The organism is Chryseobacterium sp. MHB01, assembly GCF_034651565.1.
Lineage (GTDB): Bacteria > Bacteroidota > Bacteroidia > Flavobacteriales > Weeksellaceae > Chryseobacterium > Chryseobacterium nepalense.
Map to the genome: position 1 here is coordinate 34737 of NZ_JAYEDA010000011.1, position 25606 is coordinate 60342.

Annotated in this window: 23 protein-coding genes; 19 read left to right on the forward strand and 4 right to left on the reverse strand. The window is 37.1% G+C overall.

The window, feature by feature from the left end; genetic code table 11:
- Nucleotides 1-64 precede the first annotated feature (64 nt).
- The 9 genes from U9K52_RS16650 (at nucleotide 65) to U9K52_RS16685 (ending at nucleotide 9763) form a co-directional block, all read left to right on the forward strand.
- A complete protein-coding gene (locus U9K52_RS16650) occupies nucleotides 65-853 on the forward strand; it encodes a sulfite exporter TauE/SafE family protein (protein WP_263602787.1) in 789 nt (262 codons plus the stop codon).
- 1094 nt (nucleotides 854-1947) lie between these two features.
- Nucleotides 1948-3360, forward strand: coding sequence for an MBL fold metallo-hydrolase (locus U9K52_RS16655; RefSeq protein WP_322927422.1), 1413 nt, complete (start codon nucleotides 1948-1950; stop codon nucleotides 3358-3360).
- A 17-nt stretch (nucleotides 3361-3377) separates the two neighbouring features.
- A complete protein-coding gene (locus U9K52_RS16660; RefSeq protein WP_312173983.1) occupies nucleotides 3378-3941 on the forward strand; it encodes a YeeE/YedE family protein in 564 nt (187 codons plus the stop codon).
- Between the two features lie 10 nt (nucleotides 3942-3951).
- Nucleotides 3952-4434: a DUF6691 family protein gene (locus U9K52_RS16665; RefSeq protein ID WP_322927423.1), complete on the forward strand. Its 483-nt coding sequence runs from the start codon at nucleotides 3952-3954 to the stop codon at nucleotides 4432-4434.
- 97 nt (nucleotides 4435-4531) lie between these two features.
- Nucleotides 4532-5527 carry a N(4)-(beta-N-acetylglucosaminyl)-L-asparaginase gene (locus U9K52_RS16670; RefSeq protein ID WP_322927424.1) on the forward strand — a complete coding sequence of 332 codons (996 nt, stop codon included), beginning with the start codon at nucleotides 4532-4534 and terminating at the stop codon, nucleotides 5525-5527.
- A 103-nt stretch (nucleotides 5528-5630) separates the two neighbouring features.
- A complete protein-coding gene (locus U9K52_RS16675; RefSeq protein ID WP_322927425.1) occupies nucleotides 5631-6293 on the forward strand; it encodes a copper homeostasis protein CutC in 663 nt (220 codons plus the stop codon).
- 204 nt (nucleotides 6294-6497) lie between these two features.
- Nucleotides 6498-6656 (forward strand): GxxExxY protein, encoded by a 159-nt coding sequence (locus U9K52_RS21335; protein ID WP_263602793.1) that lies wholly within the window; start codon nucleotides 6498-6500, stop codon nucleotides 6654-6656.
- Between the two features lie 234 nt (nucleotides 6657-6890).
- The gene (locus U9K52_RS16680; RefSeq protein WP_322927426.1) at nucleotides 6891-7268 is read left to right on the forward strand and encodes a GxxExxY protein; all 378 of its coding nucleotides are present in this window, start codon (nucleotides 6891-6893) and stop codon (nucleotides 7266-7268) included.
- Complete coding sequence (locus U9K52_RS16685) at nucleotides 7268-9763, forward strand: beta-mannosidase (RefSeq protein ID WP_322927427.1); 2496 nt, start codon at nucleotides 7268-7270, stop codon at nucleotides 9761-9763. The genes U9K52_RS16680 and U9K52_RS16685 overlap by 1 nt, the downstream gene beginning before the upstream one ends.
- 17 nt (nucleotides 9764-9780) lie before the next feature.
- On the opposite strand, the gene U9K52_RS16690 is transcribed toward U9K52_RS16685, so the two are convergent.
- Nucleotides 9781-10251: a hypothetical protein gene (locus tag U9K52_RS16690; protein WP_322927429.1), complete on the reverse strand. Its 471-nt coding sequence runs from the start codon at nucleotides 10249-10251 to the stop codon at nucleotides 9781-9783.
- A 109-nt stretch (nucleotides 10252-10360) separates the two neighbouring features.
- Between U9K52_RS16690 and priA the strand changes: the two genes are divergently transcribed.
- The 3 genes from priA (at nucleotide 10361) to U9K52_RS16705 (ending at nucleotide 16455) form a co-directional block, all read left to right on the forward strand.
- Nucleotides 10361-12808 (forward strand): replication restart helicase PriA, encoded by a 2448-nt coding sequence (gene priA, locus U9K52_RS16695; protein ID WP_322927430.1) that lies wholly within the window; start codon nucleotides 10361-10363, stop codon nucleotides 12806-12808.
- 159 nt (nucleotides 12809-12967) lie between these two features.
- Nucleotides 12968-14440: a D-alanyl-D-alanine carboxypeptidase/D-alanyl-D-alanine-endopeptidase gene (gene dacB / locus U9K52_RS16700; RefSeq protein ID WP_322927431.1), complete on the forward strand. Its 1473-nt coding sequence runs from the start codon at nucleotides 12968-12970 to the stop codon at nucleotides 14438-14440.
- An 86-nt stretch (nucleotides 14441-14526) separates the two neighbouring features.
- Complete coding sequence (locus tag U9K52_RS16705) at nucleotides 14527-16455, forward strand: M1 family metallopeptidase (RefSeq protein ID WP_322927432.1); 1929 nt, start codon at nucleotides 14527-14529, stop codon at nucleotides 16453-16455.
- 162 nt (nucleotides 16456-16617) lie between these two features.
- Here U9K52_RS16705 and U9K52_RS16710 read toward each other — a convergent pair whose 3' ends face one another.
- A complete protein-coding gene (locus tag U9K52_RS16710) occupies nucleotides 16618-17496 on the reverse strand; it encodes a cupin-like domain-containing protein (RefSeq protein WP_322927433.1) in 879 nt (292 codons plus the stop codon).
- A gap of 161 nt (nucleotides 17497-17657) precedes the next feature.
- On the opposite strand from U9K52_RS16710, the gene kbl reads away from it, so the two are divergent.
- From kbl to gldG, 4 genes are all read left to right on the forward strand, one after another.
- A complete protein-coding gene (gene kbl, locus U9K52_RS16715) occupies nucleotides 17658-18851 on the forward strand; it encodes a glycine C-acetyltransferase (RefSeq protein WP_322927434.1) in 1194 nt (397 codons plus the stop codon).
- A gap of 338 nt (nucleotides 18852-19189) precedes the next feature.
- Nucleotides 19190-19738, forward strand: coding sequence for a CopD family protein (locus tag U9K52_RS16720; protein WP_263602801.1), 549 nt, complete (start codon nucleotides 19190-19192; stop codon nucleotides 19736-19738).
- Between the two features lie 88 nt (nucleotides 19739-19826).
- Entirely contained in the window at nucleotides 19827-20555 is a 729-nt protein-coding gene (locus U9K52_RS16725; RefSeq protein ID WP_263602802.1) for an ABC transporter permease, read from the forward strand.
- Nucleotides 20556-20559: 4 nt separating this feature from the next.
- Nucleotides 20560-22230, forward strand: coding sequence for a gliding motility-associated ABC transporter substrate-binding protein GldG (gene gldG, locus U9K52_RS16730; protein WP_322927435.1), 1671 nt, complete (start codon nucleotides 20560-20562; stop codon nucleotides 22228-22230).
- A gap of 31 nt (nucleotides 22231-22261) precedes the next feature.
- Here the strand turns inward: gldG and U9K52_RS16735 are convergent, their stop codons facing one another.
- Together U9K52_RS16735 and U9K52_RS16740 are read right to left on the reverse strand one after the other, a co-directional pair.
- Entirely contained in the window at nucleotides 22262-22402 is a 141-nt protein-coding gene (locus U9K52_RS16735) for a hypothetical protein (RefSeq protein ID WP_263602803.1), read from the reverse strand.
- A 102-nt stretch (nucleotides 22403-22504) separates the two neighbouring features.
- The gene (locus U9K52_RS16740) at nucleotides 22505-23419 is read right to left on the reverse strand and encodes a helix-turn-helix transcriptional regulator (protein ID WP_322927436.1); all 915 of its coding nucleotides are present in this window, start codon (nucleotides 23417-23419) and stop codon (nucleotides 22505-22507) included.
- Nucleotides 23420-23983: 564 nt separating this feature from the next.
- On the opposite strand from U9K52_RS16740, the gene U9K52_RS16745 reads away from it, so the two are divergent.
- From U9K52_RS16745 to U9K52_RS16755, 3 genes are all read left to right on the forward strand, one after another.
- Nucleotides 23984-24574, forward strand: a complete 591-nt coding sequence (locus U9K52_RS16745) for a Crp/Fnr family transcriptional regulator (RefSeq protein WP_322927437.1) — start codon at nucleotides 23984-23986, stop codon at nucleotides 24572-24574.
- Nucleotides 24575-24651: 77 nt separating this feature from the next.
- A complete protein-coding gene (locus U9K52_RS16750) occupies nucleotides 24652-25056 on the forward strand; it encodes a VOC family protein (RefSeq protein WP_248393869.1) in 405 nt (134 codons plus the stop codon).
- A gap of 24 nt (nucleotides 25057-25080) precedes the next feature.
- Nucleotides 25081-25605 (forward strand): hypothetical protein, encoded by a 525-nt coding sequence (locus U9K52_RS16755; RefSeq protein ID WP_322927438.1) that lies wholly within the window; start codon nucleotides 25081-25083, stop codon nucleotides 25603-25605.
- Nucleotide 25606: the final 1 nt, after the last annotated feature.

A 25606-nucleotide genomic window follows, 5' to 3' on the forward strand; every position in this document is an offset into this window, starting at 1 on the left:
CTGTAACAAAAGTAGCGGTATATCTTTTCCGATATATTCAATTTTGCATCATAAAGTTGAGAAAATGGAAATTTTTGGATATATCGCATCGGTTTTAATAGGGATTTCATTGGGGTTAATCGGCGGTGGCGGAAGTATTCTTACGGTCCCCGTTCTGGTTTATATTTTTGGATTAGACGCTTTTCTGGCTACGGAATATTCACTTTTTATTGTAGGAATAAGCAGTGTTGTCGGTTCGGTTTCGTACTTCAAAAAAGGATTGGTAAATTTTAAAACAGCTTTTATTTTCGGAATTCCTTCAATTATTTCCATTTTTCTTACACGTCGTTATATTTTACCTTTAATTCCCGATCATGTATTTACAGTTGATAATTTTGTGGTGACAAAAGATATTTTACTGCTGTTGATTTTTGCGGGATTAATGATGCTGGCTTCTTACAAGATGATAAGGAAAAATACAGAATATCAGCCTGAAACAAACCGTGGAAATAATATACTTCTCGCGGCCGGAGAAGGCTCAATCGTCGGAATCCTGACAGGTCTCCTGGGCGCAGGCGGCGGATTTCTGATTATTCCGGCTTTGGTCAGTCTTCTCAAAACCCCCATGAAAGTAGCTATCGGAACATCTCTTGTCATCATTTCATTCAACTCACTTATCGGTTTTTTCTCATCAATGCATAATGTTGTGATCGACTGGAAATTCCTGGCAATCATATCATTAATTGCAGTTATAGGAATTATTATCGGTTCTCGGCTGTCCAAAAAAATCGAAGGTAAAAAACTTAAACCTGCTTTCGGGTGGTTTATTCTCCTGATGGGAATTTATATCATCATAAAAGAAATTTTCTTTTAATTTTTTTATGGCAGCTATTTCCAGCATGATAATCTTCCGATAAAGTAAAATTTTTTAACCTTTGCTGACTGAAACCGCTTTGCGAACTTAAAAAAAACAGTTAGTCGTCAAAAAAACTTTTCGGCCTTTGCATTAAAAAATATTTCGGATATCGGGAAACTCCAGCATGACACTCTCCTGATAAGTAAAGGTTACAAAATCTGCGTCATCCGTAAAATCTGCGTGAGAAAATAAACTGTATTACTTTCCAAATTCTTTGTGCTCTTAGCTGAGTGAAACGCCTTTGCGAACTTAAAAACGTTTAGTAGTCACAAATCTTAGTGTTCTTTGCGTTAAAAAAAATTCGGATATCAGGAAGCTTCCAGCATGACAATTTTCCGATAAAGTAAAATCTTTTAACCTTTGCTGAGTGAAACGGCTTTGCGAACTTAAAAAAAACAGTTAGTCGTCAAAAAAACTTTTCGGCCTTTGCGTTAAAAAATATTTCGGATATCGGGAAACTCCAGCATGACACTCTCCTGATAAGTAAAGGTTACAAAATCTGCGTCATCCGTAAAATCTGCGTGAGAAAATAAACTGTATTACTTTCCAAATTCTTTGCGCTCTTAGCTGAGTGAAACGCCTTTGCGAACTTAAAAACGTTTAGTAGTCACAAATCTTAGTGTTCTTTGCGTTAAAAAAAATTCGGATATCAAGAAGCTTCCAGCATGACAATCTCCTGATAAAGTAAAAGCGTTCAAATAAATCTGCGTCATCTGCGGAATCAGCGAGAATTAAATTTAGTTTGCTTTCTGTAATAATTTCACTTTGCGGACTTGGCTAAGTATAACGCCTTTGCGAACTTAAAAAAACAGTTAATAGTCAAAAAACTCTTTGCGTTCTTTGCGTTAAAAATATATAACGACACCGAGATGCTTCCAGCATGATAATCTCCTGATAAAGTAAAAACATTCAAAAACATTCGCTTCATCTGCGAAACCTGCGAACTTCATGTTTAAAAAAATCCCGTTCTGTAACAAAAGTAGCTGTACACCCAATCCCAAACCCGGAAATTTGTATCAATAAATAATAAGTAAAATTTAAAATCATCAAAAATGAAAATAGAACAGATTTATACAGGATGTTTAGCTCAGGGAGCATATTATATCGTTTCTAATGGTGAAGCAGCAATGATAGACCCATTGAGAGAAACTCAGCCTTACATCGACCGGCTGGAAAAAGACAATGTTAAACTTAAATATATTTTTGAAACACATTTTCATGCAGATTTTGTAAGTGGACATCTGGATCTGAGCAGAAAAACAAATGCACCTATTGTTTACGGGCCGACCGCAAAACCTGAATTTGAAGCCATCATTGCAGAAGATAATCAGATTTTTGAGGTAGGAAATATTAAAATAAAAGTGCTGCATACTCCTGGTCACACCCTTGAAAGTTCATCTTTTCTGCTGATTGATGAGAAGGGAAAAGAAACAGCTTTATTTAGCGGGGATACTTTGTTTTTAGGAGATGTTGGTCGTCCTGATTTAGCACAGAAAGCAGCAAATCTGACACAGGAAGAACTGGCCGGGTTGTTATATGAAAGCCTGTACAAGAAAATTTTACCTTTAGACGATGATATTACCATTTATCCGGCTCACGGAGCGGGTTCTGCCTGCGGAAAAAATATGCAGAAAGAAACGACTGATACATTGGGAAATCAAAAGAAAACCAATTATGCGCTGAATCAGAAGGATAAAGAAAGCTTTATAAAAGCAGTAACAGAAGGTCTTCTTCCGCCTCCGGCTTACTTCGGAATGAATGTGGCTATGAATAAAAAAGGATACAGCAGTTTTGATGAGGTCCTGTCAAAAGGTTTACAGGCTCTTTCTCCGGATGAATTTGAAGAAATCGCAGAACATTCCGGAGCGTTAATTTTAGATGTAAGAAATAATGAAGATTTCGCGAAAGGATTTGTTCCGCAATCAATCAATATTGGTCTGAATGGCGATTTTGCACCTTGGGTCGGAGCTTTGATAGTGGATGTAAAACAGCCGATTCTTCTTATCGCTGGCCAAAATGAAGAAGAGGAAACCGTGACCAGATTGAGCAGGGTAGGATTCGACAATGTTCTCGGATTTCTGAAAGGTGGTTTTGAAGCGTGGAAAAAAAGCGGAAAGGAAACGGATTCCGTTAACAGAATTTCAGCACAACAATTTGAAAAAGAAACCAAAGATAAAGATGCAACAATTATCGATGTCCGAAAAGAAAGCGAATATAATGCAGAACACGTCGATCAGGCATTTAATAAACCGCTAGCCTATATTAATGAATGGATCGGTTCAATTGGTCCGGCAGAACATTTTTATCTTCATTGCGCAGGAGGCTACAGAAGCATGATGGCAGCAAGTATTCTTCAGGCGAGAGGCTACAGAAATTTCAGTGAAATCGAAGGTGGATTTAATGCAATTTCCCAAACTGAGGTTCCTGTAAGTGATTTTGTGTGTCAGAGTAAAGTTTTAAAATAAAAATAAATTTACAATTAATGTTAGAAATAATCAAACAACCCTGGCCATGGTATGTTGCGGGGCCGTTAATAGGACTTACCGTTCCAGCTTTACTTATTTTAGGCAATAAATCTTTCGGGATCAGTTCATCGCTGAGGCATGTGTGTGCAGCATGTATTCCTTCAGACATCAAGTTTTTCAAATACGACTGGAAAAAAGAGATGTGGAATCTATTTTTCGTTTTCGGAATTCTATTGGGAGGAATTATTGCTTCTCGATTTTTGATAAATCCGGGAGAAATTTCTGTCAATGCAGCTCTTAAATCCGAATTAGCAACTTACGGAATTACAGACTACAGCAATATGGTTCCGGTACAGCTCATGAATTTTGCCGGTCTTTTTACTCTGAAAGGTTTCATTATTATGGTTGTCGGCGGATTTCTGGTCGGTTTCGGGACGCGTTATGCGGGCGGATGTACCAGCGGACACGCCATTATGGGACTGTCTAATTTGCAGTGGCCATCCCTTATTGCAACAATATGTTTTATGGCAGGAGGTTTTTTAATGGCGAATGTAATTCTGCCAGTCATCCTTTCACTTTAATTAAATAAAAATGAAAAAAGAACAAGATATACGGCATCAGGACAGTATCTGTACCAACGAAAGTCACCTTAAACATCAGTGGTATCATCATTTAAAATATCTCGTAGTGGGAATTCTCTTTGGAATTGTATTTGTGAAGGCGGAAGTCATCAGCTGGTTCAGGATTCAGGAAATGTTTCGTCTGCAATCTTTTCACATGTACGGAATTATAGGAAGTGCTGTTGTAACCGCAATGATTTCAGTGTTTATTATTAAAAAATTAAACATCAAAACCATTTATGGCGAAAAAATTTCCATTGCTCCAAAGAAATTCAATAAAGGCCAAATTTATGGCGGATTGATCTTCGGATTTGGATGGGCCATAACGGGAGCGTGTCCCGGTCCGCTTTTCGCTCAGATCGGAACCGGAGCTTTGGCGATTGTTGTTACTTTAATCAGCGCCATTTTCGGAACCTGGGTTTATGGATATTTCAGGGAAAAGTTACCTCATTAATTTTCAATAAAAATCATTTGAGCGGTAGGAAATCTACCGCTTTTTTATTTCCTGCAAATGCGAAAAATCCTTAATTTGGAGCCAAATAAATCTAAGCATGCAAAGTAGAAGAAAGTTTCTGAAAAAATCGGCAATCGCTTCGCTGGCTTTAGCGGCAAGTCCATTGGATGTATTGGCTAAAGACCTTCCTGAAAACAACAATACAATAATTAACAAACCGATTGTTCTTTCCACCTGGAATTTTGGTTTGAAAGCCAATGAAGAAGCCTGGAAAATTTTAGATAAAGGAGGTAGGGCTTTGGATGCCGTAGAAAAAGGCGTCCGGCTTGTAGAGGATGATCCGGATGAAAGAAGCGTCGGTTACGGAGGCAGACCCGACAGAGACGGAAGGGTAACTCTGGATGCCTGCATCATGGATGAAAATTATAATATCGGGTCAGTGGCATGTCTTGAAAACATCAAAAATCCGATCTCTGTGGCAAGAGCAGTCATGGAAAAAACACCTCATGTAATGCTGGTAGGAGACGGAGCATTGCAGTTTGCCGTTTCACAGGGATTTAAAAAAGAAAATATTCTTACCTCCGAATCAGAAAAAGAATGGAAAGAATGGCTCAAAGACAGCAGATATCAACCGGTTGTCAATATAGAAAATCACGATACTATCGGGATGATTGCGATGGATGCTCATGGAAATCTTTCCGGTGCCTGTACCACCAGCGGAATGGCTTTTAAAATGCATGGAAGAGTAGGAGATTCTCCGATTATAGGAGCGGGCTTGTTTGTAGATAATGAAGTCGGAGCAGCCACAGCGACAGGTCATGGCGAAGAAGTGATCCGAACGGTGGGAACACATTTGGTCGTAGAATTAATGAGACAGGGAAGAACGCCGCAGCAGGCCTGTAAAGAAGCAGTGGAGAGAATTGTACAGATTACGAAGAGAAGAAATAAAAATCTGAAGGACATCCAGGTAGGTTTTATTGCCATTAATAAAAAAGGAGAATACGGCTCATACTGCATTCAGGATGGGTTTAATTTTGCTGTTTACGACCACAAAGGAAACCGCCTGGAAAAGCCGGGTTTTGCATTAAAATAAATTTTTTGTAATCAAACAATTAGAAAAGATTAATAGTAACGGGCTTTAGCTCATTTTTCGAAATAAAAAAACATTGACTTTAGCCCAAACTTAAATTACAACGATGTCAAAAATAGAAATAGCGTGCTTTAATCCCGAATCGGCAATAATCGCTTTTGAAAACGGAGCAGATAGAATAGAACTGTGCGACGGATTAAGCGAAGGCGGAACCACACCGGATTTTAAAACTGTACAGCAGCTTCGTGGAAAAATCAACATTCCGATGTTTGTGATGATTCGTCCTCGTGGTGGGAATTTTACTTATACAGATGAAGAGTTTGAGCAGATGAAATCAGATTTAATTCATTTAAAATCATTACGTGCAGACGGCTTTGTATTCGGGATTTTGGATGAAAATGATGAGGTTAATATTCAGCAAAATAGAGCTTTAGTTGAGCTGGCAAGTCCTTATCCCTGCACTTTTCACCGAGCTTTCGACCGTGCAAAAGATTTAGAAAATTCTCTGGAAAAAATAATTGATTGTGGTTTTAAAACCATTCTTACTTCCGGACAAAAAGCCAATGTCTTAGAAGGCAAAGAAAATCTTAAAAAACTGGTAGAGTTATCCAACGGCAGAATTGAAATTCTTGTCGGTGGCGGACTTCGTTCTTCCAATATCGAAGAAATCCGTGAGTTTACTAAAGCCGGATATTACCATTCTTCAGCAATTACCGATGGTGGTGTTTTTGCGAATTCTGAAGAGATTGTTGCGATGAAGAATAAATAATAATATGAAATTTTACGCAAAGATTTATTTAATTTTATATTTATCTAAGGAAGCAAAGTATTGCGACAAAGTCGCTGATTAAGCTGAATGGCTAGAACCTTAGCTTCATAAAATCAATTTTTAATTGATTCTTCTTTGCTCACTTAAAATTTAGTAATTACTAAAATTAAATCTTTGCGTTAAAAAATAAAAACACAATAATAAATGATAGAAAATGAATTATCCTATAAAATAATAGGATCAGCAATTGAAGTACACAAAAATCTTGGAGTTGGTTTATTAGAAAGTACCTACGAATCAGCTTTAGCATATGAACTGAAACAATCAGGATTTAATGTTAACAGAAAATTTTGCGAATTCTGAAGAGATTGTTGCTATGAAGAATAAATAATAATAATATGAAATTTTAACGCAAAGATTTATTTAATTTTATATTTATAAGGAAGCAAAGTATTGCGACAAAGTCGCTGATTAAGCTGAATGGCTAGAACCTTAGCTTCATAAAATCAATTTTTAATTGATTCTTCTTTGCTCACTTAAAATTTAGTAATTACTAAAATTAAATCTTTGCGTTAAAAAATAAAAACACAATAATAAATGATAGAAAATGAATTATCCTACAAAATAATAGGATCAGCAATCGAAGTACACAAAAATCTTGGAGTCGGTTTATTAGAAAGTACTTACGAATCAGCTTTAGCATATGAACTGAAACAATCAGGATTCAATGTTAAACAGCAAATTTATCTGCCCTTACAATATAAAAAAATGAATATTGAAAATGCTTACAAAATTGATTTGCTTATCGAAGACAAAGTAATAATTGAGGTGAAATCCGTACTGGAAATACATCCTGTTTTTAACGCCCAATTATTAACTTATTTAAAATTAGCAAACATAAAACTTGGGCTTCTTATTAACTTTAATACAACACTTATTAAAGATGGCATCCATCGAATAGTAAATAAATTATAATGAAAAAAATTTTACTTTTCACATTCTTTTTCACACAAATTTTAATCAACGCTCAGTTTTCAGAGCGTAATTTATCCTCAGAAAAATGGAACTTTAAAAATGCCAAAGAAAATAACTGGCTCACAGCCTCCGTGCCGGGAACAGTACATTTGGATTTGATGAAAAATAATATCATTCCGGATCCTTTCAAAGATGAAAATGAAAAAAAAGTGCAGTGGATAGAAAATGAAAACTGGGATTATCAGACTCAATTTACCGTTTCGGGAAAAGAACTGGAAAATCAGAATATAGATCTGGTTTTTGAGGGACTTGATACTTTCTCCGATATTTATTTGAACGGAAAATTGATTCAGACGACAGATAATATGTTCAGAAAATGGACAGTTCCTGTAAAGATTTATTTAAAAAAAGGAGAAAATATTTTACAGGTTAAATTCAGATCTGCAGTAAAAACCGGAAATGAACTGGCTGCAAAAGTACCATTTACTATGCCTGAATCTCCCAGAAGTTTTGTAAGAAAAGCACAATACCAGTTTGGCTGGGACTGGGGACCAAGACTCGTTACTGCCGGAATCTGGAAAAATGTAAAGCTGGAATTCTGGAATCATGCGAAAATTAACAATATTCAGTACGAAACGCTTGATCTAGGAGAGAAACAAGCTGTTTTGGTATGGAAAGCCGAGATTTTCTCTGAAAGTAACGAACAGAATAAAACCATTGTCTTTTTAAATGAAAAATCAGTTTCCGTGCTTCTGAAAAAAGGAATAAATTTTATTGAAATTCCCTATAAGATTTTTAATCCGGAAATTTGGCAGCCGAACGGAGTGGGAAAGCCGAAATTGTATGATTTTGAAATTTCTGTCAAAAGAGGAATTGATATTTTAGATAAAAAAACTGAGCGCATTGGCTTAAGAACCATAGAATTAGTTCAGGGAAAAGATGAAAAAGGAAAATCTTTTTATTTCAAAGTGAATGGAAAACCAATGTACGCCAAAGGAACCAACTGGATTCCCGGAGACAGCTTTTCACCAAGAATGAGCAAAGAAAAATACCAAAAACTCATCAAAGACTGCAAAGAAGCCAATATGAACATGATCCGGGTCTGGGGCGGCGGAATTTACGAAGACAACGAATTCTATAAAGCCTGTGATGAAAACGGAATTTTAGTCTGGCAGGATTTTATGTTTGCGGGAAGCTTTTATCCGGCAGATGAAAAATTTCAGAAAAATGTGGAACTGGAAGTGAGAGACCAGATAGAAAGGATTCAAAATCATCCTTCCCTGGCTTTATGGTGCGGAAATAATGAAATCGATGAAGCGATAGTCAACTGGGGATATCAGAAGCAGTTTAAATATTCCAAAGAAGATTCTCTTCAGGTATGGAAAGATTATAAGACCATTTTCCATGAAATAATTCCCAATGCTATTCAAAAATATGCGTCACGGGATAAGCAGATTTACTGGGAAAGTTCGCCTTCTATAGGATGGGGACATAAAGAAAGTTTAACAGAGGGGGATTCTCATTACTGGGGCGTCTGGTGGGGTGAACAGCCGTTTGAAATATATAATGAAAAAGTTCCCCGTTTTGCTTCTGAGTATGGTTTTCAGGGAATGCCGACACTGGAAACTACAAAATCCATGTTTTCAGGAAAACCAGAGTTAAATTTGCAAAATGGAATTATCAAAGCGCACGAAAAACATTCCAGAGGCTGGGAGATTATCGAAAATTATATGAAACGGGATTATAACATTCCGAAAGACTTTGTGAAATACAACTATATTTCCCAGTTGCTTCAGGCCCGCGGAATGCAGATTGCTATTGAAGCACACCGCCGTGCAAAACCATACAATATGGGAACGTTGTACTGGCAGCTGAACGATTGCTGGCCGGTGGTTTCCTGGTCATCAATTGATTATCTGGGAAACTGGAAAGCACTGCATTACCAGGTGAAAAGAAGTTTTGAAAACCAGGTGATTTTACCGCAGGAAAAAGATGAAATTTTAGACTTTTATGTTATTAATGACGGATTGAAAACGTTTGAAAATGTATCTTTAGATTTTGATATTCTAAAATTTAGCGGTGAGAAAAAAGGTTCAGGAGCAGCGGCAGAGACTAGAATTTTGGAATCAAACGGAGTGCTGAATTTTGATTCTTTTTCGTTGGAAGAAATCATAGGAAATGCAGACAGAAATGAAATTTTTTTACATATAATGTTAAGAGATGAAAAAAATGAAAAAGTAATTGCAGAAACCAACTATTTCTTTGCAAAACCAAAAGATCTAAAACTACCAAAACCCAATCTGACCATCAGGAAAATCTCTCCCACGGAAATTGAAATTTTTACGGATGTGCTTGCTAAAGATGTCTATTTGATTGGGGATACCCATTTCAGCGATAACTTTTTTGATCTGCTTCCAAAAACCTCAAAGAAAATCATCCTTTCAAAACCAATTGAAGGAATTAAGTTTATGAGCCTTTGGGATGCAAAGAATTAGTGATTTGAAATGTTATTTTAGTTCAGCTCGAAATCGTATAAAATAATAGAATCAATGTGATCTTTCCATTGCTCCACAAGTACAGAATTACTTATGGCCGGCATAATAGAAGTTGATTGATATGAAGAATTACCTTTTAATCTGATTTTAGCCTTAAAAAGTAATTTTTTTCCTGTTTTTTGAATAACAATTAAAACATACATTGTTGAGGTCATCATAAAGCCTTCTGCGAAAGTAAGCTCAATGCTGTTATCTTTAACTTCATCTTTTTTGAAATTTTCTAATGTATCAAACAGATCCACTTTTTGAGTAATATTGTCTTCTTTTACAATTTCAAAACTTATAATTTTATTGTTTTTTATTTCAGGTTTCAGTAAAATTTTTTTGCCAATGGGAACTGTAATTTCTCCTTTGTTTAAAGAAATTTTTTCCTGGGCAGAAGTTAAAATGATCAGAAATACAGTTATAACTGAAAGTAATTTTTTCATGGTTTGTTTGTTTATTTATTGAAATATTAGTTAATATAAGAACGATAAAAATATAAAAAATTGCAGTTCCCGAAAGAATCAATTAATTTTACATTTTAAATATTTTCCTTTGCAGTACGCCCAGATTGTTTTACCGTTAAATTTAAAAGGATCTTTTACCTATAAAGTTCCCGAAGAACTGCAATCCGAAATCCAGGTTGGAATGAGGGTTTTGGTTGCGTTTCGTGGTAAAAAAATCTATACCGGAATTGTATTTGAACTTCATAATGATGCGCCGGAAGCATTTGTCGCAAAAGAAGTTATCAGCCTTTTGGATGATCAGCCTATTGTTCCGCACGAGCAGATTGAGTTTTGGAACTGGCTTTCAGATTATTATTTGTGCGGGCTGGGTGAAATTTACCGTTTTGCATTTCCCTCTTCGTTGAAGCTGGAAAGCGAAACTTATTTAAAATTAAAGCCGAATATAACGGTTGATTTCGAAAATCTGGATGTCAATGAAATGTACCTGATCCAGGCTCTGGAAGTACGGCAGCTGATTAATTTGACGGATATTGAAGCATTTATCCCCAAAAAAGATATCATCAGAACCATCAATTCTTTAATTGATCTTCAATATATCGAGATTGATGAAAAAATCGCCGAAAAGTACAAAGCAAAGGAAGTTGCATACGTAAAAGTAAAAGATGAGGTTTTAAAAAACCAGAACCTTACGGAAATACTTTTAACCTTAAAAAGATCACAGAAGCAGAAAGACCTTTTCCTTCATATTCTCGAAAAGCAGACGGAAAATCCGGATCTTCACATAAAAAAATCAGAGCTTTTTGAAGATGGTTATTTTGCAAGTTCACACTTTAAAGCATTGGCAGATAAGAATCTGGTTGAGGAATATTACATGCAGAAAGACAGGCTTGAAAGCTATGAAGGGGAAATAGAAGAAATAGAAGAGCTTTCAGAATCTCAGAAAAATGCAAAAGCGGAAATTGATGAAGCCTTTGAGGAAGGAAAAAACGTGCTGCTTCACGGGGTGACATCATCAGGAAAAACCCATATTTATCTTGAAAAAATAGAAGAATGTATCAATGAAGGCAAAAACGTATTATTTCTCCTTCCTGAAATTTCTTTAACCAAGCAGATTACTCAACGATTAGAAAAAAAATACGGAAGACAGATCGGGTTTTACCATCAGAAACTGACAGATTTTGAACGCGTGGAGGTCTGGAGAAGAATCCGCCAGAATGATATTAAAATCCTGATCGGAACACGGAACTCTTTGTTCCTGCCTTTCCGGAATTTAGGTTTGATTGTGGTGGATGAAGAACATGATTCCGCATACAGGCCTCGCGAAGTGTCTCCTTATTTCAATGCTAAAGATGCAGCACTAGTATTGGGAAATTTTTATGGTGCCCGGGTCATTTTAGGTTCTGCAACACCTTCTGTTGAAAGTTATTACAATGCCAGGAAAGATAAAATGGCCTATGTTTTTCTCGAGGAACGTTTTGGAAACGTAAATCTTCCGGAATATGAGCTGATAAATTTTAAAGAAGCCCAGGATTCCAAAAAAGTTTCCGGAAACTTTTCTTTGCAGATTATTGATGAGATTAAAAAAGTTCTTGAAGAAAAGAACCAGATTATTGTGCTTCATAATCGCCGTGGTTACGCCAACGTGGTAGAGTGCGAAACCTGTGGTTATGTGAATTATTGCTCCAATTGTGACGTCGTAATGACATATCACAAAGCTGCCAATGAAATGAAATGCCATTACTGCGGCCAGAGAGCTTCCAAACCGAAAACCTGTCCCAAATGTTATTCTGAAAACCTGAATGAAAGAGGAGTGGGAGTCGAACAGATTCATGAAGAAGTCTCAAAACTGTTTCCCGACAACGAAGTTGACCGCATGGATGTTGATTCGATGAGAAAAAAATTCGCGTACGAAAGATTGTATGAGAAAATTGAAGACCGTGAGACCGATATTGTAGTCGGAACACAGATGATTTCGAAAGGACTGGACTTTAATCACATTGAGCTTGTAGCAATTCCAAAGGCTGATTCAATGTTGTATGTTCAGGATTTCAGAGCAGAAGAACGTGCTTACCAGCTCATTACACAGGTTTCCGGAAGAGCGGGCAGGGTATCAGGAAAAGGAAAAATTATCATACAGACGTATAACCCGGAACATTCCGTTTTTCAGCTGATTAAAATGAATAATCCGGCAAGGGTGTATAAATATATTTTAACGGAACGTAAGAAATTTCATTATCCGCCTTTTACAAAACTCATCATGATTGAGCTGAAACACAGAAGAGAAGATAAAGCGAACAGAGCTTCTCAGTTTCTAGGATCAATTTTGAGGAAATATCTTCCCGGAGATTGTGTACTGGGGCCGGAAAAAGCGCAGATTGCAAAACTTAACAACCTGTACCAGTTCCAGATCCTTCTTAAGCTTCCCAGAGGAAAAAAATATGAAGAATATAAAAAATTGGTTTTAACAAGTCTGGAAGAATTTGATGAAATTACTGCATACCACAGTATTAAAAAAGATGTATTTGTAGATTTTTAACAAATTTTAACAAATTTTATAGGGTTTTATAAGCCTTCTGCATCCCTACTAATTGCAATATTTTCTACATTTGGTCGTTGATTATATGTTTGGGGTTTAACTTTCGATTTAACCGATTGATTTTTAATCCATCCAAACTATAGCAAAATGAAAAAATAGATGGTAAATTTCAGAAAGTATATTTCAGGTGTTGCGGTGCTGGCCGCAGGATTTTTCCTTGCCCAGTCTACCGTTTCTACAGTGCTGTATGCTCCGGGTTACGAAAATCAGAACAACAGTTTGAATCTGCCTTCACCGATTACTTCGATGGCGGAAAAAACGGTTCTCTCGGCAAAAGAGCTTGTAGACATTAATGTAAACACAATGATGACCGATCCGGTGCTGAAAAATGCAACCTGGGGATTCGTAGTGTACGATCCGAAAACGAAGAAAATAATTTCTTCGTATAATGAAAATACTCCTTTAGTTCCTGCTTCCACCACAAAATTACTCACTACCGAAACGGCAATGAACATGCTGGGTGAGAATTACCGTTGGAATACGCAGCTGGAATATTCGGGAAGTGTTGATGAAAATGGAGTTCTGAACGGAAATCTTTACATCGTGGGAAGCGGGGATCCTTCTTTGGGGACCAATAAAGCAGGAGCATGGGCGTACAGAGATATTATTTCAGATTTTAAGGAAGGACTTTCACGCGAGGGAATCAAAAAGGTAAATGGTGATATTATCATCCAGACAGCGCTTTTCAAAGGCAATATTTCAAAGCTTCCGGAAAATGTTGTGTGGTTGGAGAATAATAATTACTACCTGCCTGCAGGAACTACGCACGAGATCAATCCTGCCAATGAAAAACTGATTGTAAAAAAATCAGCCAATTTCTCAAATGAAAAGAAATTTTTCTACGTTTCTCCTTATAACAACCAGATGGTGTATGCCGATAAATATGAAGGTGATGGCATTTTAACAACAAAATTGCCGGATGCACCGGCCTATCTTGCCAACTCTTTCAGAACGACTCTGGTGAAAAGCGGGATACCTGTAACAGGAAAAGTGACTCCGAAAATGACGGACGCTAATCCCGAAAGCAGAAAGATGATCTCGGTCTATAAATCTCCAACTTTAGGCGATATTATTTTTTATACCAATCAGCACAGTGATAACGGTCTAGCCGAAGCATTGCTGAAAACGGTAGGTTTCCAGAGTTTGGGAGATCAGACTAGTGAATCAGGAAGAAAAGTAGTAACCGAGCATCTGAAGAAAGAAGGCTTTGATATGTTAGGGTTAAATTATATTGACGGAAGCGGACTTTCAAGAAGCAATAACGTTACGCCGATATCACAGGTAAAGTTTTTAACTTCTTTAATGGATGAAAAATATTATAAAACATATCTGAATTCATTGCCGGTAGGAGGCCAGTCCGGAACATTGAAAAGAATGTTCAACGGAGTCGGAAACGGGCAGATTTATGCAAAAACAGGAACTTTAAACAGAGTGAAAACGTTAGCAGGATATATGAAAACCAATACAGGGAAAACTTTGGTTTTTTCTTTATTGGTGAACAATTATACGGGATCGGTAGACATGGTAAAGAAAAGAATGGAGAAAATTCTTGAGCCTGCATTGGATTTATAGTATTATTAAAATTTAATTAAGATAAAAACCTTTTGATCAATGATTGAAAGGTTTTTTTATATCTTTGATACAATTTTTTACTAAGTATGAAAAAAATCTATTTTTTGTTATTGGGTGTTTTTACAATCCATCAATTGTACGCCCAAAAAGACATAAACAATATTGAAAGAAAGGGACTGATCGCAAAAGAAATGAAATCTTTTGCCAACAAAATGGAAGCCGGAAATACAAATCCGAATACGCTTAATTATGATCTGCAGTATCAGAGAATGGATGTTACGGTAAATCCGTCTGTATACAGCATTGCAGGCTCCGTAACCTCTCATTTTAAACCCAACCAGAATATCAGCAGCATCTATTTTGATCTCGATGATCAGATGACGGTCTCACAGGTTGCGTATCATGGAAATAATCTTAATTTTCAGCAGCTCTCTACAAAGGAAGTGAAAATTGATTTTGCTTCTCCACTTGCTGCCAATGTACTGGATTCTCTTACGATTAGCTATTCGGGAGCGCCGCCTACGGCAAATAATGCTTTCTTTAACGGAACACAGGGCGGAACTGCGGTTTTATCTACCCTTAGCGAACCGTATGGTGCGCAGGATTGGTTTCCTACCAAACAAAGCTTAAATGATAAAATCGAAAGGTTTGATATAAAAGTAACCACGCCTTCCCAATATAGTGTGGCTGGAAACGGTAAATTTATGTCTGAAACCATTCTTGGAAACGGACAAAAACGTACTTTCTGGAGAACACAATATCCTACTGCGGCTTATCTTATCGCGTTTTCTATTACTAATTTTGTTAAGTTAAATGACACTATGGGAAATCCGCCATTCCCTTTTGTAAACTATATTTTTCCGTCTACTTCCAACAATACAACAAGCATGAGCAATATTGAATGGACGAAAACAGTGATGGATACTTTTGAAAATTATTTCGGGCCTTATCCTTTCCGGAATGAAAAGTACGGACATATGGAATTTCAGGCCGGCGGCGGAATGGAGCATCAGACCATGTCATCCATGGGCGGTTGGTCCAGAGATTTAATTGCCCATGAACTTGCCCACCAATGGTTCGGAGACAAAGTAACCTGCGGCGCATGGAATGATATCTGGCTTAATGAAGGTTTCGCAACATTTGGTGAACATTTAGCTAATGAAAAGCTGCTCATGAACAATGCCAACTTTCTAAATTATCTTCTGGGACAGAAAAACTATATTACAAGTGCAACGGGTGGAAGTGTATATGTTGCCGATTCAAACCTATGGAGTGTAGGAACTATTTTCAATGGTAGATTGTCTTACGCAAAAGGAGGTTATGTATTGAGAATGATTAAATGGATCCTTGGAGATGCAGCATTTTACCAAGCTATTAAGGAATATCATTCAAGACCTGCACTTGCCTATAATTATGTAAGAACACAGGATCTTAATGCTTCTTTATTGACTTCCACTGGTAAAGATTTTACAGAATTTTTCAACGACTGGATCTACGGACAGGGCTATCCCACCTATACTATCCGCTGGAAACAGATAGGAAATACTTTAACCATAAGAGCTTCACAGACGCAAAGCAATCCTACGGTAAGCTTTTTTGAGATGCCTCTTCCGATTAAAGTAAACGGAACCGGAGGGCAGGTTGCCTATCTGGCATTAAATAATACGACAAACAATCAGTATTTCACGCAATCCGTGGCCTTTCCGGTGGCCAGCATAGAATTTAATTATGAATACCAGATTTTAGAAAAAAACTCAACAGTCGCTCAGGATAATACGCTGGGAACAGCAGATCCGGTTAAAGATGAATTCACAATCTACCCGAATCCCGCCAACAATCAAATTAATATCAAAGGCATTGACAAATCCTCCGAATTTACCATTTATTTCATAGACGGAAAACTCGTAAAAAAAGGGATATATCAGCCCGGAAAACCAATCAATACATCAGAATTTGTTCCCGGAGCGTATATTCTTAAAATTAATGATAAGAATATAAAGTTTTTAAAAAAGTAATTATTAACTGTACCTATCAGGTCAAAACCTTCAGAATCTCTGAAGGTTTTTTTGTTTAAAAATGAATAATTGGAATTGGATAATAGATGTTTAATGATCTTTCTGCCGACAATACTAAATCAATGAGTTCCATAGCTGATATTTTTAAGGTTAAAATTTAAATTAAATCTGAAAACTTTTCTGGCGCTTAATAGCCCTGTTGGCTTTACGTTTTGCCTTTTCCACTTTAAAATCAAACCATTTCTGTTTAAATATGTTTCGCATCAGGTTATCAAAATGTCTTATCAGAACCAGATTTTTAAAACCCCGCCATTTTTCAAGTAAACTGGAAGGTAAAGCCCGTATAGAAACAGAATAGCCTTCGGTTTCGTATTGGATATAATGCCACCAGCCGGAAGGAATGTAAAGGGTTTCACCCGGTTTTATAATTGCTTCATATCCGTCCAGATATTTCAGTCCGGGAAATTCTTCATAATCAGGATCCTTAATATTGGTGATACTGTGGAAGTTGTAAGGAAGCTTATACATCAAATCAGATTGTTCCCACGGAAAAAGCCAGATTCTTTTAATTCCCTGGAACTGGGTGATAAAAACATGAGACATATCAATGTCAATATGATTTCTGGTAATTGAGCCTTCACCACCGAAAAACATAAAAGGCAGCCATTTTATGATTTTTCCTTTCGTAACATCGTTATAATGGATATCATTTTTAAGTTCGGGTTTAATGGTTAATAAATTAAATAAAAAAAGACGGTGTTCAGTGGGAGAAGAAGTGATCAGGTTCAGATACTCTGAGAAAGTACTTTGCCCGATTGGTTTGCTGGCGACTCTGTCCAGCGATTCAATTTCGCTTCCATAAATATTAACTCTGTGCTCTCCGGCGATTTTTTTAAAATAAGAATAATTCCATTTTTCAAAAGCGGGACTTTTTGAGTCTACAAAATCCTCCAGGATAATTGGTTTTGAAGGTTTTAAATAGGTTTTGAGGAAATCTTCGGATGTTATTTTTTTAATTTTTTGTACTGGTGATAATCTCATTTTCCTGATTTTAGAGTAACAAATATAACGATTAGTCTACTTAAATTGTAGACTATTTGGAAAAATATTAAATTTTTATTTAAACGCTCAGAATAAAAATCATAAAATAGAATACTTTACCGTGATTTTATTAAATTAGCGCATCAAAAAATCTATCTAAAATGATCTCTAAAAAATATCTTGAAAATTTACAGAATGAACTGCAGAATATCGACAACGACGGACTTTACAAAAGAGAAAGAATTATTACTTCTCAGCAGAGTGCGGAAATAGAAGCTAACGGGAAAAGACTTCTGAACTTCTGTGCCAACAATTACCTGGGATTATCCAACCATCCGGAAGTGATGAAAGCTTCTCAGGATATGATAGAATCTCACGGTTACGGAATGTCATCCGTTCGTTTTATCTGCGGAACCCAGGATATTCATAAGCAACTGGAGCAGAAGATTGCCGATTTCTTAGGTCTTGAAGATACCATTCTTTACGCAGCGTGTTTTGATGCCAACGGAGGGGTTTTTGAACCATTATTTACCGAAGAAGACGCGATTATTTCAGATGAGCTGAACCATGCTTCCATTATCGACGGCGTTCGTCTTTGTAAAGCGGCAAGATACCGTTATAAAAACAACAATATGGAAGATCTTGAAGCCCAGTTAATTGCAGCCTCCGAAAAAAATCACCGTTTTAAAATCATCGTTACGGACGGTGTTTTCTCAATGGACGGAATTGTTGCCGATCTGAAAGGTGTTTGCGATTTGGCAGATAAATATGACGCTTTGGTGATGGTAGACGACTCTCATGCTACAGGTTTCATCGGGAGGACAGGCCGTGGAACGCATGAAGCCAACGAAGTGATGGGTAGAGTAGACATCATTACTTCCACTTTAGGAAAGGCATTGGGAGGTGCTTTGGGAGGATTTACTTCCGGTAAAAAAGAAATCATCGATATGCTGAGACAGCGTTCAAGACCGTATTTGTTCTCAAACTCACTGGCTCCGGGAATCGTGGGAGCAGCGTTGAAAGTATTGGATATGATTTCCGAAGATACTTCTCTGCGTGATAAAGTAATGGAAAATGCAGAATATTTCAGAGCTGAAATGAAATCGAAAGGTTTTGATATTCCGGATGGTGATGCAGCGATAGTTCCGGTAATGCTTTATGATGCGCCTTTAGCCCAGAAAATGGCGGAAAAATTAATGGATGAAGGAATTTATGTAATTGGTTTCTTTTATCCTGTTGTACCGAAAGGAAAAGCGAGAATCAGAGTTCAGCTTTCTGCGGCCCACACAAGAGAACATCTGGACAAAGCAATCGCAGCTTTTGAAAAAGTTGGAAAAGAACTTGGTGTGATTTAAAAAATAAAATCAGATTGTTAGAATAAACAGGATTTCTATATTTACGGAAATTCTGTTTTTTTATGCAAAAAATATATTGTTTTTACTGAAGGAAGTTTCTGAAAGTGAAGTTTTGGTTTTACTTTGAAAATTGCAACCGTTATGATAAGATGGGAAATCTGAGTTATATAATAAAATATGAAGACGGAAAAAAACAGGCAGTATTTCTTTTATAAATTAAAACTTTTACAACTTTTCATAAATAAATAGTAAACATATCAGGAAAATGAGAATATTTTATTGTGTTTTCTATCCAATATTTTTGTCATTAACGTTATATTTGCCATTATTTTTTTACGATGCTTTACACCATAATAAAAGCGCTTCATATTATCTTTATGGTAAGTTATTTTGCAGGGATCTTTTACCTTGTAAGAATATTTGTTTATTATAAAGATACCGACGAATTTGCCGAGGATAAAAAGAAAATTTTAAGAGAACAGTATACCTTCATGGCACGCAGGCTGTGGAATATCATTACCGTTCCGGCGGGTGTAATCATGACACTTTGCGGAATAACCATGATCTTCCTGAATTTAGGATTGATGAAAACGCCTTGGTTTCATCTGAAGCTCACGTTTCTTATAGGCCTCGCAATTTACCATTACTGGTGCTGGAAAAAAGTGTTACAACTGAAAGAACTGAACGGAAATACCTTGGAAACTGCCAATATCAAACTAAGACAGGCGAATGAAATTGCGACATTTATTTTGTTCCTTGTCGTATTTACGGTGATCTTAAAATCTCAGGTTATTGAATATTGGTGGCAATTAATCACCGGATTTTTCGTTCTGGTATTTTTAATTATGATGACGGTGAAATTGGTTAATAAAAATAAGAAAAAGTAATGATTGGTTAATGGTTGTTTGCTCATGGTTGATCGTAAAAAGCTAACAACTAACAACAATTAACTAACAACATTTGACAATAAAAACTATGATTGCAATTTTAAAAAAAGAACTTTGGAGTTACTTCGGAAACTGGAGCGCATGGGTGATCATTGCCGCCTTCAGTCTGATCACGACGCTGTTTCTGTTTTTTTTCGACAACGATTCCAATATTTTTGAGATCGGGATGGCTTCTCTACAAAGCTACTTTGTTTTGGTTCCTTGGCTGCTAATGTTTATCATTCCGGCTCTTTCGATGAAAACTTTTGCGGAAGAACAGCAGACCGGAACATTAAACTGGCTGTTTTCCCAACCCTTAAAAATTTCGGATTTGGTATTCGGAAAATTCTTATCCGTTTGGATTGTTGGTATTTTATGCCTGATTCCATCACTGATTTATTTATACACCGTTTATGTACTAGGTGTTCCGGCGGGAAATATAGATCTAGGGATGACGTTCGGAAGTTATATCGGGTTAATTATTTTAATTGCAGCATTTTCGGGAGTTGGAATTCTGGCTTCTTCGCTTTCCCAAAACCAGATCATGGCTTATCTGTTGGGTGTTTTCATGTGTTTCATCATGTACTTCGGGATTGAGCAGCTGGCAAGTTATAAATTGCTTGGAGGTGCAGACTTTATTTTACAGAATGTAGGCTTTTATCAGCATTTCTTAGGTTTTACAAGAGGACTTATTGATTTTAAAGATGTAGCTTATTTTGTGCTGATCATCGGTATTACCTTAGTTTTGTCCAATCATTTCATTAATAAAAAAAAGTAGAATTATGAAGAAGATATCATTTAAATCTCCGCTGGGAATTTTACTTTTCGTCATTTTACCGCTGGTTATTATTCTCGCCGTTTCAGGCATCAGGTTGGATTTAACCAAAGAAAAAAGATATACACTTTCAGACAATACCATTAAAGTATTAAAATCGGTAAATAAATCTTTGGTGGTGGACGTTTACCTGGAAGGCGATTTTCCTGCCAGTTTCAAGCAGCTTCAGAGTGAAACGAGATTCATGCTCGAAGAATTCAGGAAGATCAATCCGAAAATCGATTTCAAATTTATTGATCCCATCAAAACCAAAATGTCTCAGGATACCCTGATGGCAATGGGAATGCAGCCTTCCGTACTCCCGGATATCAAAGACGGGAAAGTTTCGCAAATTATGCTGTTTCCGTATGCGGTGGTAAAATACGACAAAAAAGGAGTTTCCATTCCGTTGGTAGTACAGCAGTCCGGAATTGATGCAGATCAGCAGTTAACAAAATCCATCGAAAATTTAGAATATAATCTGGTTTCCAATATCAAAAATATTGCAGCAAACCGGAGAAAAAAAATCGGGGTACTGATCAACCAGGATGAGCTGAGCCCCACTGAATTCCAGGGATTCATGCAGCTGGCTACAGAAAGCTATGATGCAGGACCTATTATTCCTAAAAATCAGAAAGAGCTTAGCCTTGCTGATGTTCCGATGCTGAAGCAGATGAGTGCGCTTGTCATTGCAAAACCAAGAAAAGCCTTCACCGACGGAGAAAAAGTGATCCTTGACCAATACATCATGAACGGTGGTAAAACGTTGTGGATGATTGATGCCGTAAATGCGGAAATGGATACGCTGATGAGGTCTAAAAAAGTAATGCCGTTCCCGGTAGATATCAATATGACCGACTTTTTCTTCAACTACGGGATCAGGATCAACCCTGCTTTGGTAAAAGATGTGAAGAAATTTGCCCTGTTGAGATTAGTGACCGGAGAAGTGAGTGGAAATCCTCAGTACACCAGTCTTCCGTGGCCGTATTATCCATTAGGAATCGCAGAAAACAAAAATCCGATTACCAAAAATATCAATCCGGTGAAATTTGAATTCCCGACCTCCATTGATACCTTGGGCGGAAGAAAAAATATTAAGACCAATGTGCTTTTCGAATCAAGTGAAAGAACGTTGCTCAAGCAGGTTCCGAATTATGTGGATTTAAAAGAAATTTCCAGTGTCGACAGCCTTGGGCAAATGGAAAAACCTAGCACCCCGAAAATCTATGCAGTAGCATTGGAAGGAAAGTTCAATTCTGCGTATGCTTCAAGGATTGAAAGAAAATCATACCCGAATTTCAAAAATTCAAGTCCTGAAAATAAAATGATCGTGATTGCCGACGGCGACGTAGGCCGAAATAAAGTGCTGAAAGGCGAGCCTCTTCCTTTGGGTGTAGATCTGCTCACCAACGAACAGTTTGGCAACGAACAGTTCCTGAGAAATGCCCTCGACTATCTTCTGGACGACAGCAACCTTATGGAACTCAGAAACCGAAACATCGAAGAAAGGCTTCTGGACCGTCAAAGAATTACCGAAGAGAAAAACAACTGGCAATGGTTTAATTTGCTGCTGCCGTTAGTAATCATTGGGATTTTAGGAGGGTTGTTCTTCTGGTTGAGGAAGAAGAAGTTTGGATAAATAAAAAAGAGAAGTCCAAAACTTCTCTTTTTTATTTTTTAATTATATCTATGGCAAAAACTATAAGAAAACCTAAGGCAGCTTTTCTTTCAATATCTATTGTCGGATTGGTGTTTGATTTCTTAAGATCTTTAGGAGTGTAATACAAATAATAATAAAGAATCTTTTTCATGTTATAAAATTTGAATTGTTATTAGTCTATTCAAAAATAAAAAATCACCTTTAAATTATTATCAGTAAAAAACGGATTTTTTGTAAGATTATAAAGATAATCTCAATTAAACGCCCTCCTAAACTCACCAGGCGACTGTTTCACCTTCTGCTTAAACAATTTACTGAAAGACTGCGGATGCTCAAAACCAAGTTCATAGGCAATTTCACTAACGGACAAATTGGTTGTGCTCAAACGCTCTTTAGCATGGTCGATCAGCTTATTCTGGATATGCTGTTGCGTGTTTTGCTGCGTGTGAATCCGCAACAGGCTGCTCAGGTAATTCGGGGAAATACTCAGCTGTTCCGCGATAGATTTTACCGAAGGAATCCCTTTTTCCAGAAGATTTCCGTTGCTGAAATATTGCGAAAGCGTTTCTTCAAATTTTTCCAATAATTCGTGGCTGGATTTTTTGCGGGTAAAAAACTGGCGTTCATAGAAACGTTCGGCGTAGATCATGAACAGTTCAAGCTGGGCGACAATCAGCTCCTGGGTAAATTTATCGATATTGTTCTGGTATTCTTTTTCAATATTCCTGAAAAGATCAACGATGATTTTCTCTTCCTTATCTGATAGAAAAAGTGCTTCATTGATTTGGTAGCTGAAAAATTCGTACGATTTGATTTTTTTGATCAGGGAAGTTCCCCAAAGGAAATCAGGGTGAATGAGCAATAAATAGCCCGTCGGTTCCGCTACCACATCAGGTTTCATTTCCAGGCTCAGGAACTGAAGCGGCGAAACAAAACACAGTACACCGGAGTCAAAATCGTATTCCTGCTGTCCGTAATTGAATTTTGCATTCACGTTACGTTTCAGACCTACCGAGTAGAAATTCTGGATCCATTTCAGCTCCGTATCGTTTACCGGATACTGTACTTTGCTGTAATCAATAAGGCTGATCAGCGGATGTTCCGGATTCGGAAGATTACAAAACGCATGAAAATCTGAAATCGAATTAAATCTGAAAGTCTGTTTCATACCGCTAAATTATTAATTATTTTGAATCGTTAACCATCAGATATTTACCATATTTGAAAATCTAATGAAATTTTTAATAATAATATTTAAATCGATTATTTTTCAACCGACTATCAACCATCAAATATATTATCTTTCAGACAGGGCTTCGACAAGCTCAGCCTGACAATGTGTGCCTATAGCGAGTAGTATTAGCGATGTCATCCTGAGCCTGTTGAAGGATCTTCAATTACTTAACAAAATAAACTTTGTTTATACCTCGTCAAAAAATAATTAAAACAGCGTCGATCTAAAAAACTTAACTACTTAATGTTGTTTGCGTTTTTCCGGGAAAGTTTGTCGCAGGGGTGCAACAACCTTTCCCGGTTACCGGAAAAGCCTTTGCAGGGGTGTGTGGAGGTTTCCCGGTGTTCCGGAAAACTTCGCGCGAGGGTGCGGCAAACTTTCCTGAAGATTAGATGTTAAAAAAATGTTATTCAAATACTCATTTTTCAAAATCTAAAAATTTATCTTCATCAGTTCCCGCAAAAATTCTATTTTTAAACCACAAAAAACAGTTACCTGATGATTAGTAAGGCCCTCGAAATATGCTATGATTTCCCGTTTTTCTTACCGGAAGAACTTCTGGAAATATTCAATGCCCATGAGAAAATTACCTTCCATAAAGGAGATTTTATCCTGGAAGAAGGCAAAATAGCCAATGAATATTATATCGTGGAAAAAGGCCTCGCAAGATCATTTGTTACAGACTTCAACGGTAACGATGTTACGACTAATTTTTTTGTTGAAAACGAAATCATTATTGAGGTTTCATCACTTTTCCAGAGAATTCCTACGCAGGAAAACATCGTCTGCATTACCGACTGCGAATGCTGGAAGTTCGATTTTGAAACTTTTCAGGAGCTTTTTCATAAAATCCCGAATCTCAGGGAGTGGGGAAGGGCATGGATGTCGCAGCAATTGTTCATTTGCAAGCAGCGTTCCGTGGAAATGTTTACCCTGTCTGCCACCAGACGCTACCTTAATCTTCTGGAGCAGAAGCCTTACGTCATTCAATTTGCGCCACTCAAGCAGATCGCGTCTTATCTCGGCGTTACAGATACTTCTTTAAGCCGAATCCGCAAAGAATTGGTTTCACATCCCAGGAAAATATAAATCTTGCCTTATGACAAGTTGATTTTCACGGCAACTTGATAATTTTGGTTATAGGTTAAACAAAATAAAATCACACTATGAAAATCAATCAGATCTTTGTCAATCTTCCCGTAAAAGATATTCGGGAAACAAAAGAATTCTGGACGAACCTGGGTTTCTCCGTCAACGAGCAGATTTCCGATGAAAGAGCAGTCTGTATCATGATGAATGATACGATTTCCATCATGTTCTTAACGGAAGAATTTTTCGAAACCTTTTCAGAAAGACCTGTTCCGAAAGGCGATACTACCCAGGTATTGGTTGCCATCGGATTAGACAGCCGTGAAGAAGTAGACCAGGTTGTGAATGCGGCTGTCGCCAACGGCGCAACACAGCACGAAGAACCGCAGGATCATGGCTGGATGTATCAAAATTCTTTCTGGGACATCAATGGTCATGGATGGAATGTCATTTTTGCCGATCCTTCTCAGATCCCATCATAATTAATACATCAGAAACATAACATTATGGACACGCCAACATCAAAAAAATTAGAAATTATTATTCCTGCATTCCGTGGTCACAGTCAGAATTTCCTGATGGTGCTGGATGGAATTTCCGAGCAGGACGCTCTGAAAAGAGTAGAAGGCAAAACCAATCATATCATCTGGATGGCCGGAAACTTTTTGGATATGAGGTATGCTTTAGGATCGGTGCTCGGAATTCAGGAAGAATTTGAATTTAAAGATCTTTTTTTTCAGGGGAAAAGTTTAAATGAAAGTTTTGCCTACCCTTCTTTGGAGCAGTTAAAGGATACTTTTCACAAAATATCGCCTCTGGTGTATCAGAAATTACTGGAAGCTTCAGACGAAGAATTGGACAAAGCTTTTCCCATGGGAATGAATATCGAATTTTTTCCGGAAACCGTGCTGAATTTCATCGGAATGTGCATCGGTCGGGAAGATTATCTGTGCGGGCAAATCGGACTGATGCGGAGAATTCTCGGTTATGAAGGCTTAAAATATGAATTCGATAAAGATTTAAAATATTAAA